This window comes from Mariprofundus sp. KV (assembly GCF_013387475.1).
Taxonomy (GTDB): Bacteria; Pseudomonadota; Zetaproteobacteria; order Mariprofundales; family Mariprofundaceae; genus Mariprofundus.
In genome coordinates this window covers 165115-178466 of the sequence record NZ_VWNB01000002.1, presented here as the reverse complement: position 1 = coordinate 178466, position 13352 = coordinate 165115, and the positions used below count along the sequence as shown (strand labels likewise).

Genomic DNA, 13352 nt, shown 5'->3' with positions numbered 1-13352 from the left:
GATCGAGAAGAGGGTAATCAGGGTTAGGGTAATTAGTCGACAGCGAATTTTTCACTCTCCCACATGGCTGCAATTTCAGTAACTGCCATGGCATAGTTAAACGATGGATTATAACTCATGATGACCCGGAAGTTATAGTGTACCAGCGCCAGCTGATTACCTTTTTTCGTCTGCATCTCAATGATGCTGACTTTATCACTTTCTAACCATGGCAGTGGAATCTTGTTGAAAACCTTTGGCATCTCACGACGTAGCTCAGCCAGCGTGACCCAATGTTTTGGTTTGCTATCTTTAATATTTTCTTTCCAGGCTTTATTCAACTTGGTGCGTGGCGGCAACCAGTGCGCAACAGGCCTGCCGTGCTGCCATCCATGTTTCTGAAAATAGTTGGCAACACTGCCGATAATGTCCGCTTTGGAGTTGAACACATCGCGAATGCCATCACCATCATCATCCACAGCAAAATCGCGGAAGGAGGTGGGGATAAACTGAATGGCACCGAAGGCACCGGCATATGAACCTTTGAGTTCATTGAGTTTAAGTTTATCCTGAAGAGAGATCTGAATGATGGCAGCAAGCTGGCTGCGGAAAAACTTTGCCCGTCTGGGGAAACCTGTAGAGAGCGTATAGAGTGAATCAAGAATGGGTTTGCTGCCATGAGATTCACCAAAGCGTGTTTCAATGCCCAGAATGCCGGCAATAATGGCGCTGTCCACCTGATACTTCTGCTCAGCCGATGCGAATGTTGAACGGTTCTCTTTAAGGAATGCCTTGCCCTTATCCGACATGCTCTGCTTGATAAACAGTGGTCGATATTTGGCGTAGGGCTGTGCTTCCCACTGTTTGTTCATGCTTTCGATGATGCCGGGTTTAAATACCGCATCCTTAATGATTTCAGTTAAGGCATTAGCAGGAAGTCCGGTTTCACTGGCAAGCAGGGTGACAAGCTCTTCACGGCTTACATGTTGCGTGCCATCAGGCGCCTTGCCGGCGGCTTGTGATGCCTGAGGTGCTGAGATTAAAAGCGCGAGCAGCAGCAGTGTTGTATGTACAACAGTGTTGAAGTGATAGATGGAGCTATAGGAAGAAATCATCTGCGAACCTTAGCGGCGAATGAAGCTTTCAGATAGTGCCAAAAAGGGGGATTATTCATCTCTCCGGGGTGGAAAAGGTGATGAGTCGTATTAGTTTATTCAAGCGCATCATCATTGCTGGAGTAACCGAAATAGTAGGCGTCATCAGCCATGCTTTCAGTAAGTCTGGCACGCTCAAGTGTCTCGCGTTGAGCCTGCTCGGCAATATCAGGCAGGAAGGCCGGAGCCATCCATACGTTGGCAGTTGCTGAGCCGGGTGAGATCAGCAACCAGAGCGCCCGCGTTGGTGCTGTCAGAGCAAGTGGATAGGCAATGGCAGGTGAATGGAGGGTAAATGTCTGATCAGGATGCACCTCAATACCGGCCTGGGTTGTAATCTTCAGATGATGCTGCAGGTGCAGGCCTGTATCACGATAGCCGGGGATAGCATAGCTGCTGAATTGCCATGTCGTTGCGCTACCTTCAGTTGGCAGCAGGGAGCGTGCAAAACGGATGCGATGCTGTGGCTGTTCTGGTTCTATGCTGGTTGCAGCAAAGAAGTAGGTTGTCTGGTTCTGCTGCCATGGCTCGTCAGCTTGCTTCTCCTCACCACTGCAGGCTGCCAGCAATAGCAGCATGAGAAGAGCCGGGGCTCTGCGTGTCAGTTGCAAAACAGTATTAATTGAGCCGGATGGCACAACAGTTTGAAGATGTTTGTAGCCCTAGAAGACGAATTCGCGGCACTCCGGAACGCCTTCCATATCCTGCAGCAGGGTTTCAAACATGCCCACGTCCTGACTGCTGGCGCCGACTTTGCGACGGTGAATCAGTGAAACCACAGGATTGGAGCCGATAAAGGCCATCATCTGGCCATTCTCTGCCAGCAGGGCGTTGATATGGGCGGGAACCTCTTTCACTGATGCACCAAGAACAATTACATCAAAGGGTTGCTGCATCTCTGAGAGTGCAGCCATCGCATCAGCATCCATGGCATTGACCTGTAGTACCTTGGCATTGTTGACGCCGTGGTTGCTGATGTTATCGCGGGAGAGATCGGCAAGGGTGGCATGGATCTCACAGCCGACCACTTCAGCAGCCTGCATGGCCAGCATGGTAGTCAGGAAACCTGTGCCCGTGCCAATCTCAAGCACACGCTCATGACCCTCAAGCATCAGACACTGCAGAATCATCGCCTCCTGCAGCGGTGAGAGCATCTCCTGATTGGCGGGGAGTGGCACGTGGCCCTCCATATAGGCAAGGCTGCGCAGATGTTCAGGCAGGAAATTCTCACGAGGCATCGACTCAATCAGATCAAGTGTTGTTGGATCCAGTACTTTGCAGCAGCGAATCTGGTACTCGACCATGTTGCGTCGTGCGGATTGAAAGTCTGTGGCGGTCATAAAAGCTCCCCTCGTAAGCGTTTATCAAGGCTCAGCAATATGCAGCAGATGGTTGGAAATGGCAAGGCTGTTTTGCCGGTTTAAGGTTTTCCTATGCTGAACAGGTGATCACGCAGAATCTTTCTGTTGTTGCTCAAGCTGCCCGTATCAGCTGCGATTTTTCCATCTACTTTGATACGCAGGCTGAGTGCATTGCCACAGGTGATCCACAGCTTCTCTGAGCTGCTGCTGACATCGACGTGATAACCCTGCTTTAATAGCGCCTCACGATGCGGTTTGGCTCTTTTAATACCACCCTCATCAGGCAGGAATATCTGTAGCCAGACATCACCATCAACCGCTTCGAAACGGTAGAGGTGTTGCTGCGCGCTGGCGGGAGCTGCCTTTTGTGTGGTTTCTTCTGCTGCTGTTGTTGTTGCAGCGCTTTCTGTTGGCCTGTCGGCAACAGCGGAGGTATCGGCTTCGACGGCCGGTGTCTGTTCATCACTGGCAGGTTCAGTTTCATCGACTACTGCTGTCTCCACCTCTGTCTGCATGGCCGGCGCAAATTCGACCTCTGCATCGGGCGTTTCGATCTCGCTATTGCTGCTGTTAAGGATATTGAACAGGATGAAAAAAACGACAAACGCAATGCCTGCGATCCAGGCCCATTTTCTTGAGGGTGCAACAGCAGGGTCGGGGAAGGTGAGTGGCTTGGTCAGCTGGTACTGATCGTTCTTAAGCAGCTCCAGCTCATGCGTGATATCAAGCTGCAGATACCTGCTGTACTGACGCAGGAAACCGAGCGCGTAAACTTCATCGGGAAGATCGGCCCAGTCTCCCGACTCCAGAGAGGCAAGATTGGATCTGCTGAGTTTTAGCAGGCGAGCCGGTGCGTCAATGCTCTCACCACGTCGCTCTCTTGCTTCGTTGAGTTTTCTGCCGATCTCAATCAGCAGTGCCTGACGTGGTGAGCTCTGCTCTTCAGGTATCATCGTGGCCTCATTGTTCATGGTTAATACAGCCGTTCCATCTCATCCAGTGCCCAAGCCTGATCCATCACGGAGGCAGCATTCTGGTTGAAATCCTCGAGTATCTGTCGTGCCTGAGATTTGGATCCCTGTTTTTTCAGGATGGTAAGAAGACCTTCGACAATGCTGCGATTGCTTTTGTTATTATTATATAGGGCCTGATAGAGCAGGCGTGCCTCATTCAGCCGGTTATCCTCAGCATAGGCATTGGCTGTCTTGATCTTAGGGAGCAGGCTCTCAGGACTGAATGTCTGAGCCTGATTGTAAGCTTTGACGGCTTCAGCGATCCGCTTCTGGCCGAGCAGGGCATCACCAAGATTAATAAAGGCAAAATCCTGATTAGGGTAGCGCGGATCATCCAGCGCAGCGCGCGCCATCACCTCAGCCTCCTTAAAGCGACCGCTTCGATTGAGCAGGTTGGCATAGTTGTTCTTTGTCGCTGAGCCAGCGTCATGGCGCATGGCGCGCTTATAGTAGGCTTCCGCATTAGCGAAGTTTCCACGCAGCAGCCAGGCATAGGCCAGTGCATCGAGGACCTCGGGTTGATTCGGGCGCAGGGCATCAGACTTCATCAGCTCTTCAAAGGCTTTGGGCAGCATGCCCTCTTTACTGAGTGCATCCAGTCCCAGTTTGTAATGGGTTTCAGCCAGCTTCTGGTTCTGCTCACTCTGCTTGGGATTACCTGCGCAGCCAGTTACTGCAATGGCAATGAGCATCAGCAGGGCTGTCGTAAGTTGCCTGCCGGTCATCATCTGTGGTCTGATCATAAGAATCTCTCCACCAGTGCATGGACAGGCCTTATCGCCGAATCACTCTGGGCTTTCAGGTCAGCAAAAATACCGTGCTCCAGAGCAGTGGGGCAGCCGCAGCTGCATCTCTCATCTTTCGACAGGTTGCTGAAATAGCTTTGCAGCATCGCCTGTGCTTTCATGCCGTTACCACGCATGATATCAAGGATCGACTGTACCGAGACATCCTCCTCCTCTTCATGCCAGCAGTCGTAATCGGTACTCATGGCCACTGTGGCGTAACAGATCTCAGCTTCACGGGCGAGCTTGGCCTCCGGCATGTTGGTCATGCCGATCACATCCATGCCCCAGCTGCGATAGAGTTCTGATTCAGCACGTGTGGAGAATTGAGGTCCCTGCATCACCAGGTAGCTGCCGTTTTCATGCGTGGTGATCCCGGCGCTGGTGCAGGCTTTCAGCAGCGATGATTTCAGGCAGTTGCATACCGGATCAGCCATGGAGACATGGGCAACAACCGGACCATCAAAAAAGGTCCCCTCTCTGCTGTGGGTGCGATCGACAAATTGATCAACAAGCACAAAATGGCCGGGTACAATCTCCTCTCTCAATGAGCCGACTGCAGAGATGGAGATAATGCGTTTCACACCTGCCAGTTTCATGGCATAGATGTTGGCGCGGTAGTTGATCTTATGGGGTGGAGTGGCGTGATTGCGGCCATGGCGGGGCAGGAACACCACTTCATGGCCATCTATTCTGGCCAGTAGCAGTTCATCTGAAGGTTTTCCGTAGGGCGTATCGATATCAAGTGAGTCGATCACCTCGATGCCCTGAATGTCATATAATCCGCTGCCGCCAATAATGCCCGTGCGCGCTTGCATCTGTTCTCCCATCACTCTTTCGAGGTCTCCGCTTTCAGCTGTCCGCAGGCAGCCATGATATCCTGTCCTCGCGATCGCCTTACAGTGGCACGAATTCCTTTTGAAATCAACTGTTGCGCAAATTTGCTCATGTGTTCCTTCGAACTTCCATCGTAGGGGCTGCCGGGATAGGGGTTGAACTGGATGAGATTGACCCGCTCACGCTCAGGGTTAACAAAATCGATCAGTGCCCGGATATCCTCTTCTCTGTCGTTGGTCTCTTTGAGTAGCACATACTCCAGTGTGATATGGCGCTGTTTGCCCAGAGAGTACCGGTTCAGGCAGTCGCGCAGTTGTTTGAGCGGGTGCTTTTTATTGATCGGCACGAGGGTGTCGCGAAGTGAGTCGATGGCCGAGTGCAGCGAGATGGCCAGGTTAACATTGAAGGCTTCGCCAAGACGGTTGATCTGGGGAACAAGGCCTGAGGTTGATACTGTGATCCTGCGGCGCGAGAGTTTCAATCCGTCATCCGAGAGTAGCGCTATCAGGCTGTCGTGAAGCCCTGTCTCATTGGCCAGCGGTTCTCCCATGCCCATGTAAACAATATGCGTGACCTCATTGTGCAGGTCCCCGGCCAGTGGTTCATTGTGCAGGTCTGCCTTGATCATCAGCACCTGGGCAACGATTTCACCAGCGGTCAGGTTGGCTTCAAAGCCCTGTGTGCCGGTATGACAGAAGGGGCAGTCGAGTACGCAGCCCACCTGTGATGAGATGCATACGGTGCCTCGGCTCTGTTCAGGGATCAGTACGCTCTCAACCATCTTGCCGGAGAAACGTGGCCGATTCAGCGCAAAAACATACTTGCGTGTTCCGTCAACAGAGCATTCGCGGCGCACAAGACGCAACGGTTCACAGATCAGCTCTGCATTGAGAATATGGCGCAGTTCGCCCGGAATATTTTTCATCGCATCAGGGTTGAGTACCCCCTTATTGCGCCAATCGATCACCTGTTTGGCACGAAAGGCGGGTTGTCCGTGTTTCTTCATCAGATCCTGCAGTTCACTCTGGGAGATGACAGGCAGTTGTGGTTTGTCGTTGTTGTTGGGTGTCGATGATGAGTTTGGCATGCGCCGCATTGTGACAGAGTGCGTGTTTCTGAGATAGTCTTGCGCCATGACAACCTCACTGGCAAGCGAAACCCCTGTATCTATTCCACGGCATGATTTCAGAACCATGCTCGACTTTTCACGTAGTGTCTTTGCATTGAAGGATAATCCGGCTTATCTCAGGTTGCTGGAGGCCTGTCTGCCTGAGACGGCAAAGATAAAGACGCAGTGGCCAAGTGTGTTGATGGGTTTTGATTTCCATCTTACCGCGGATGGCCCGAAGCTGATAGAGATTAATAACAATGCCGGTGGCCTCTATATTGGTGATGAGCGCTGGCTGCCGCAGCCCGCTATGACTGAGCTGTCCGGATCACTGGAAATGCGATTGACTAAAATGTTTCATGGCGACTGGGCGACCATCGCCATTATGGATGAGGATGTAACGAATCAGTTTATGTATCCGGAGATGCAGGCCTACGCCGGACTTTTTGAGCAGGATGGTCGACATGTGGTGGTGGTAAGCCCTGAAGATATTCAGCTGCACAGTGACGGGCTCTATGTTAAAGATGTGAAGATTGATGCGATCTACAATCGCCATACCGATTTCTACCTTGAAACGGCGGATGTCGCACATGTGCGCACGGCTTATGAGAGAGGGCAGGTGGTGCTGAATCCACATCCGCGCAGTTATGCACTGATCGGTGATAAATCGCGTATGGTGGACTGGTGGCGCGAAGGATTGCTGGAGCAGTGTACTGCTGCGGATACTGTTGAGAGGATTCGTGCGGTAACCCCGCAAACCGTGCAGCTGGCCGAGATCGATCCGGAGCAGGTTTGGCGTGATCGCAAACATTGGGTGTTTAAGCCTTCAGCACGCCATGGTGGTAAGGGTGTGGTGCTCGGTAAGGGTATAAGTCGTGTTCGATTTGAAGCGCTGGATCGTGAAGAGACAATCGTACAACAGCTGGTTCCTGCATCCATGGTCGAGGTGGAGGGGAAGCAGATGAAGCTTGATATCCGCCTCTATATGCACGGTGAGAAGCTGATTGCCCTGGCCGGGCGTGTCTGGAACGGCCAGGTGACCAATTTTCGTGAGCCGGGAAGTGGCTGGGTAGCACTGAATATTGAAGGTTGATCTCACTGTCGCGGTCATTGTTCCGCTCTTCAATGAATATCGGATTCTGCCGCAGATGATCAAACAGTTGCAGCAGCTTGGCGCCGATGAGTTGATTGTTGTCGATGGAGGTTCAGACGATGGTACGCTTGAGTTGCTGCAGCAATCAGGGTTGCGCTGGATCTCTTCAGAGGCTGGGCGGGCCCGGCAGATGAATGCCGGTGCCGAACAGTGTGAAAGTGATATTCTCTTTTTTATGCACGCAGATACGATTATCTCTTCAACTCATGTGTTAGCCGTAAAAGAGGTTATGGTTTCTCCAGAATATGTAGGAGGACGTTTTGATGTCAGGCTCTCTGGCACGCATCCCGCCTTTGCCCTGATCGGCTGGATGATCAATCTGCGCTCCCGTTTGAGTCGCATCAGTACAGGTGATCAGTGTCAGTTTGTACGCCGCAAGTCGTTTGAGAAGATCGGCGGTTTTGCTGATCTGCCGTTGATGGAGGATGTCGCGCTCTCCAGGGTACTTAAACGAGAAGGGAAGATCGCCTGTCTGAGGCAGAAGGTGATCACCAGCTCCCGGCGCTGGGAGCGCTCAGGCATTCTCAGGACTGTTCTGCTGATGTGGAAACTCCGGCTGCTCTTCTGGCTGGGTTGGCCAGCTGATCAGCTTGCGCTGATCTACAGGCAGGCACGCTGATGAAAATTTCAAACATGACAGTTATCATTATGTGTAAGGCACCTGTGGTGGGGCGGGTTAAGACTCGGCTGATGCCTGAATTCTCTGCCGACCGGGCTGCAGCATTGCATGCGGCTATGGCAACAACGGTGATTAAGCGGGCAAAGCGGTTGTTTGCATCTGTCGTGATCGCAGCAGATGACCCGAAGCACCCGTTTTTCACTCCATTCGCATTGCCTGTAATTGCTCAGGGAGAGGGAAGTCTCGGAGATCGTATGCAGCGGCAGGTGAATCGTCTCTTTGACGATGGCGCTGGCAGTGTGATGCTGTTGGGGACGGACTCACCACACATGAGTGAGCAGCGACTGCTTGAAGCTGCCAGAGCAGTACTTGATCACGATGTGGTGATTGGCCCTGTTGAAGATGGCGGATATGACCTTCTGGCGATAAATGCTGCCTATCCACTGTTTGATGAGATATCGTGGTCAACAGCGCAGGTGCTGGCTCAATCGCTGCAGAAGGCTGAAGCATTGCACTGTTCAATAAGGCTGTTAGATGTCAGTTTTGATGTTGATCTTGCAGCTGATCTTGTGCGCGCTGAAGCATCGGGCTGGCATAGGGTTTCATGATAGAGTAATTTAGGCAGAGAACTTGCTCCAGGGGAGTGATATGACCGATAGCGATAATACAGTGGCTCTTTATGATCGCCTGACGGGGCTGGCTAACCGCACGCTTCTGGAAGAGCGCATCGCGCATGAAATCGATCTGGCAAAGCGCCATACCACCTCCCTTGCTCTGATCCATATCGATCCGTTTCCATTCTCTGAAATTAATTCGGCGCTCGGTTTTGCCGTGGGTGATGCCCTGCTGGTGCAGTTTGCCGAGCGCTTAAAATCGGTGGTGCGTAAGGTGGATACCCCTGCACGCCTGACGGGTGACGAGTTTGCACTGCTGCTTCCCGAGGCGGAGCATGAGGGTGTGCTCAACGTCTGCCACAAGCTCAGCAGGTGGTTTGAAGAGCCGTTTGATATTGGCGGTGAGTCGCTGTTTCTGGGGCTGAATATGGGCATATCGATCTTTCCTATGCACTGTGCATCTGCCAGTGATCTGATGCGGGGCGCGATGGTGGCCGCCAATGAGGCAAAAAAGAGAAAAGAGACCACCTTTATCTTTCAGGGCAGCATGGCCAGGCAGGCAGGTGAGAATCTGAAACTTTTCGGTGAACTGCGCCGGGCTATTCGAAAGGGAACATTGAATCTCAATTATCAGCCGCAGGTAAATATTGAGAGTGGTAAACTGGTGGGGCTGGAGGTGCTCTCACGCTGGCAAGAGATGCATATCTCGCCAGGCCGCTTTATCCCTGTTGCTGAAGCGACCGGCTTGATCCGTGATCTTACCCGCTGGATGTTGGAGAAGAGCCTGGCTCAGGCGGCTGAGTGGAAGGCGGCAGGGCATATTTTTCCGCTCTCGATGAATGTCTCGGTCAGGGATCTGTTGAGTCCGAATCTGATCAGCGATATTGAGCGGTGGGTGGATGCCTATGAACTAGAGGGTTATCCACTGGTGATTGAGGTGACTGAAAGCTCTGTAATGGAACATGCCCGGCTGGCTATTAAAGCGCTGGGTCGATTACGCCAGCGAGGTTTTGGTATCTCGATTGATGATTTCGGCACAGGTTATTCATCCCTGGCCTATCTGAAGGATCTGCCTGCCAGTGAGTTAAAGATCGATCAGAGCTTTGTTACCGGCCTGGCAGGGCAACCTGGCAACCAGAAGCTGGTCAAGGCTGTGGTTGCGCTTGCCCATGAATTCGGCATGAAAGTAGTGGCCGAAGGCGTTGAAAGGGTTGAGGAACTTGAGCTGCTGCATCAATTCGGCTGCGATATTGCACAGGGTTATTATATCTGTGAGCCGCTGGCTGGTGATGAGCTGCTTGGCTGGCATCAGACAACAGTGTCTGATTAGCAGGCGCAAAGCCGAGCCATTGCCACGGGCAATCATCTGAAATAATTCACCTTGCACCTTTTCCCGATAGCCCAGTCACGCTAGGGTTGGCGAATTGGCGGGTGAGTCATGAACTTGCCCGTTTTCTGTGTCTGGAACTCAAGGTTCCGATCAAGGAGAAGCCACGCCGATGCCACGCTGTAAAGATATTCAATCCATTATGATTCTGGGAGCAGGTCCGATTGTTATCGGTCAGGCCTGTGAGTTCGACTATTCAGGTGTTCAGGCCTGTAAGGCGCTGAAAGAGGAGGGGTTCCGGGTTATTCTGGTTAACTCCAATCCCGCCACGATTATGACCGACCCCGAGTTTGCCGACGCTACCTATATTGAGCCGGTAACCTGGGAGGTTGTTGCCAAGATTATTGAGAAGGAGCGCCCTGACGCAATTCTGCCCACGATGGGCGGTCAGACGGCGCTCAACTGTGCACTCTCGCTGAACAAGCACGGCATCCTTGAAAAATTCAATGTGAAACTGATCGGTGCCCAGCCCGATGCGATCGATAAAGCTGAGGATCGCGAACGCTTTAAGCATGCGATGGACCATATCGGTCTGGAGATGGCACGTGGCGGTTTTGCCCACTCGATGGAAGAGACGCGAGTTCTGGCCGCCGAGATCGGTTACCCGATCATTATCCGTCCATCTTTTACCCTCGGTGGTTCCGGCGGTGGTATCGCTTATAACCCGGAAGAGCTGGAACAGATTGCAGCCTCCGGTCTTGATGCTTCACCAACCGATGAGATTCTTGTTGAAGAGTCGATTATCGGCTGGAAAGAGTATGAGATGGAGGTGATGCGCGATCATGCTGATAACTGCGTGATTATCTGCTCAATCGAGAATTTCGATGCTATGGGTGTGCATACCGGTGACTCGATTACCGTGGCACCTGCCCAGACACTGACCGATAAAGAGTATCAGAAGATGCGTGACGCTTCGATCGCCATTCTGCGCGAGATCGGTGTGGAGACAGGCGGTTCCAATGTTCAGTTCGCCGTCAATCCGAAAGATGGCCGTCTGATTGTTATCGAGATGAATCCGCGTGTATCGCGCTCCTCAGCGCTGGCTTCAAAAGCGACGGGCTTCCCGATCGCCAAGATCGCAGCCAAGCTCGCTGTCGGTTACACCCTTGATGAGATCCGCAATGATATTACCGGCGAAACCTGGGCTGCCTTTGAACCGACCATCGATTATGTGGTCACCAAGCTGCCTCGCTTTGCCTTTGAGAAATTTCAGGGTGCCGATACGCGTCTGACCACACAGATGAAGTCTGTGGGTGAGGTGATGGCCATTGGTCGCAGCTTTACTGAGAGTCTTGGTAAAGCGATGCGTGGCCTTGAGACCGGCTCCTGTGGTTTTGATTTCACCATCCCCGATGATGTTGATGAGGATCGTTTCCTGCAGGATAAACTGGCTGTACCAAGGGCAGAGCGTCTCTGGTGGATCGGCGAAGCACTGCGCGCCGGCTGGAGTGAAGCGCGGGTGTTTGATGTCACCCATATCGATCCGTGGTTTATCCGTGAGATTGCGGCAGTGATTCAGCTTGAGATTAGCCTTGCAGGCCGCGATGTGGCCTCACTGAGTCTGGATGAGTGGCGTCAGGCCAAACGCGAAGGTATCTCTGATATGCGTCTGGCTCAGCTGTTTGGCAGTGATGAGTTGACTGTACGCAAAACACGTCAGGCAGCAGGTATGAATCCGGTGTTTAAACGTGTGGATACCTGTGCTGCAGAGTTTGAAGCGCATACGCCATACCTCTACTCAGCCTATGAAGATGAGTGTGAAGCACGCCCGACCGACGCCAGAAAGATCATGGTGCTTGGTGGTGGCCCCAACCGTATCGGTCAGGGTATTGAGTTTGACTACTGCTGCGTACATGCCGCCTTTGCACTCTCGGAAGATGGTTATGAGACGATCATGGTCAACTGTAACCCCGAAACCGTATCGACCGATTATGACACCTCTGATCGCCTTTACTTTGAGCCGCTGACCTATGAAGATGTGATGGCTATTGTTGATGTGGAGAAGCCGTATGGCGTGATCGTGCAGTTCGGTGGTCAGACACCACTGAAGCTGGCCGAATCACTGGAGGCAGCCGGTGTGCCGATTATCGGCACCTCGCCTGATATGATCGATCTGGCAGAGGATCGTGAACGTTTCCAGCAGTTGCTGCATGAACTGAAGCTGAAGCAGCCAGAGAATGGTACTGCCCGCTCCACTGAAGAGGCGGTTGCTGTGGCCAATGAGATCGGTTATCCGGTTGTGGTGCGTCCATCCTATGTGCTTGGTGGCCGCGCGATGCAGATCGTACATAATGAGAAGGGTCTGCTGCGTTATATGCGTGAGGCTGTACAGGCATCACCTGATCATCCGGTTCTGCTCGATCGCTTCCTGAATCAGGCAATTGAGCTTGATGTCGATGCGCTGGCTGATGGCAAGCGGGTTGTGATCGGTGGCATTATGGAGCATATCGAAGAGGCCGGAGTACACTCGGGCGATTCAGCCTGCTGCCTGCCGCCGCACTCGATCTCTGACGAGATTATCAGTGAGGTGATTCGTCAGACTGAGGCGCTGGGGCTGGCACTCAACGTCAAGGGTCTGCTCAATATCCAGTTCGCCATTCAGGGCGAGACGATCTATGTGCTGGAGGTTAATCCTCGTGCCTCACGTACGGTTCCGTTTGTCTCCAAGGCAACCGGCAAACCGCTGGCCAAGATTGCCGCGCGAATTATGGCCGGTCAGTCACTTGATGAGCAGGGTATTACTGAGATTCCGCAGCCGAAAGATTTCAAGGCAGTGAAAGAGGCGGTCTTCCCGTTTGTGAAGTTCCGTGGTGTTGATCCGCTGCTCTCGCCAGAGATGAAGTCGACAGGTGAGGTGATGGGTATTGCCACCACCTTTACTGCTGCCTTCTCCAAGGCACAGCTTGGCGGTGGTGTGCGACTGCCTGAATCCGGACGTGCATTTATCTCGGTACGTGAGTGTGATAAGGCGCATGCCGTTGAGATTGGCAGGGTATTAACCGGTGCCGGATTTGAGCTGCTGGCTACCAGCGGTACCCATCAGGCACTGGCTGCTGCCGGTGTGGCTTCCGAGATGGTTGCCAAGGTGACCGATGGTGTGCGTCCGCATGTTGTTGACCGCCTGCTTAACGATGAGGTGAATCTGATTATCAATACCACTGAGGGTGAACAGGCGATCAGGGACTCCAAATCAATTCGTGAGGCAACACTGGATCGTGGCATCGCCTACTACACAACCATGGCTGGCGGCCTTGCAGCTGCCCAGGCCATTGCCGGTCACTCGGATGTAACCGTAGTAAAAAGTATTCAGGAATATCATCGTCAGTAAGGCGTAAATCGTTA

Annotated in this window: 12 protein-coding genes; 5 read left to right on the top strand and 7 right to left on the bottom strand. The window is 52.6% G+C overall.

Features of this window, described 5'->3' with window-relative positions; translation table 11 throughout:
• Positions 1-32: 32 nt before the first annotated feature.
• The 7 genes from F3F93_RS02535 to rlmN form a co-directional block, all read right to left on the bottom strand.
• Entirely contained in the window at positions 33-1094 is a 1062-nt protein-coding gene (locus tag F3F93_RS02535; RefSeq protein ID WP_176957582.1) for a lytic murein transglycosylase, read from the bottom strand.
• Positions 1095-1189: 95 nt separating this feature from the next.
• Complete coding sequence (locus F3F93_RS02530) at positions 1190-1711, bottom strand: hypothetical protein (RefSeq protein WP_176957581.1); 522 nt, start codon at positions 1709-1711, stop codon at positions 1190-1192.
• Between the two features lie 84 nt (positions 1712-1795).
• Entirely contained in the window at positions 1796-2473 is a 678-nt protein-coding gene (locus tag F3F93_RS02525; protein ID WP_176957580.1) for an rRNA adenine N-6-methyltransferase family protein, read from the bottom strand.
• A gap of 80 nt (positions 2474-2553) precedes the next feature.
• Entirely contained in the window at positions 2554-3465 is a 912-nt protein-coding gene (locus tag F3F93_RS02520; RefSeq protein WP_176957579.1) for a helix-turn-helix domain-containing protein, read from the bottom strand.
• 2 nt (positions 3466-3467) lie between these two features.
• Positions 3468-4250, bottom strand: coding sequence for a tetratricopeptide repeat protein (locus tag F3F93_RS02515; protein WP_241696904.1), 783 nt, complete (start codon positions 4248-4250; stop codon positions 3468-3470).
• Positions 4247-5110 (bottom strand): S-methyl-5'-thioadenosine phosphorylase, encoded by an 864-nt coding sequence (mtnP, locus tag F3F93_RS02510; protein ID WP_241696903.1) that lies wholly within the window; start codon positions 5108-5110, stop codon positions 4247-4249. Before mtnP ends, F3F93_RS02515 begins: the two co-directional genes overlap by 4 nt.
• Positions 5111-5121: 11 nt before the next feature.
• Positions 5122-6216 carry a 23S rRNA (adenine(2503)-C(2))-methyltransferase RlmN gene (gene rlmN / locus F3F93_RS02505; protein ID WP_176957577.1) on the bottom strand — a complete coding sequence of 365 codons (1095 nt, stop codon included), beginning with the start codon at positions 6214-6216 and terminating at the stop codon, positions 5122-5124.
• Positions 6217-6262: 46 nt separating this feature from the next.
• On the opposite strand from rlmN, the gene F3F93_RS02500 reads away from it, so the two are divergent.
• From F3F93_RS02500 to carB, 5 genes are all read left to right on the top strand, one after another.
• Entirely contained in the window at positions 6263-7330 is a 1068-nt protein-coding gene (locus F3F93_RS02500) for a hypothetical protein (protein WP_176957576.1), read from the top strand.
• The gene (locus F3F93_RS02495; RefSeq protein WP_194334947.1) at positions 7320-8009 is read left to right on the top strand and encodes a TIGR04283 family arsenosugar biosynthesis glycosyltransferase; all 690 of its coding nucleotides are present in this window, start codon (positions 7320-7322) and stop codon (positions 8007-8009) included. Before F3F93_RS02500 ends, F3F93_RS02495 begins: the two co-directional genes overlap by 11 nt.
• Before the next feature lie 14 nt (positions 8010-8023).
• A complete protein-coding gene (locus F3F93_RS02490; RefSeq protein WP_241696902.1) occupies positions 8024-8617 on the top strand; it encodes a TIGR04282 family arsenosugar biosynthesis glycosyltransferase in 594 nt (197 codons plus the stop codon).
• A 40-nt stretch (positions 8618-8657) separates the two neighbouring features.
• Positions 8658-9953, top strand: a complete 1296-nt coding sequence (locus F3F93_RS02485; RefSeq protein WP_176957575.1) for a bifunctional diguanylate cyclase/phosphodiesterase — start codon at positions 8658-8660, stop codon at positions 9951-9953.
• 169 nt (positions 9954-10122) lie between these two features.
• Positions 10123-13338: a carbamoyl-phosphate synthase large subunit gene (gene carB, locus F3F93_RS02480; RefSeq protein ID WP_176957574.1), complete on the top strand. Its 3216-nt coding sequence runs from the start codon at positions 10123-10125 to the stop codon at positions 13336-13338.
• Positions 13339-13352: the final 14 nt, after the last annotated feature.

Excerpts from the sequence above, each read along its gene's own strand:
- F3F93_RS02535 (WP_176957582.1), bottom strand. The coding sequence starts at position 1,094 with ATGATTTCTTCCTATAGCTCCATCTATCACTTCAACACTGTTGTACAT.
- F3F93_RS02530 (WP_176957581.1), bottom strand. The coding sequence starts at position 1,711 with ATGCTGCTATTGCTGGCAGCCTGCAGTGGTGAGGAGAAGCAAGCTGAC.
- F3F93_RS02525 (WP_176957580.1), bottom strand. The coding sequence starts at position 2,473 with ATGACCGCCACAGACTTTCAATCCGCACGACGCAACATGGTCGAGTAC.
- F3F93_RS02520 (WP_176957579.1), bottom strand. The coding sequence starts at position 3,465 with ATGAACAATGAGGCCACGATGATACCTGAAGAGCAGAGCTCACCACGT.
- F3F93_RS02515 (WP_241696904.1), bottom strand. The coding sequence starts at position 4,250 with ATGATCAGACCACAGATGATGACCGGCAGGCAACTTACGACAGCCCTG.
- mtnP (WP_241696903.1), bottom strand. The coding sequence starts at position 5,110 with ATGCAAGCGCGCACGGGCATTATTGGCGGCAGCGGATTATATGACATT.
- rlmN (WP_176957577.1), bottom strand. The coding sequence starts at position 6,216 with ATGCCAAACTCATCATCGACACCCAACAACAACGACAAACCACAACTG.
- F3F93_RS02500 (WP_176957576.1), top strand. The coding sequence starts at position 6,263 with ATGACAACCTCACTGGCAAGCGAAACCCCTGTATCTATTCCACGGCAT.
- F3F93_RS02490 (WP_241696902.1), top strand. The coding sequence starts at position 8,024 with ATGACAGTTATCATTATGTGTAAGGCACCTGTGGTGGGGCGGGTTAAG.
- F3F93_RS02485 (WP_176957575.1), top strand. The coding sequence starts at position 8,658 with ATGACCGATAGCGATAATACAGTGGCTCTTTATGATCGCCTGACGGGG.
- carB (WP_176957574.1), top strand. The coding sequence starts at position 10,123 with ATGCCACGCTGTAAAGATATTCAATCCATTATGATTCTGGGAGCAGGT.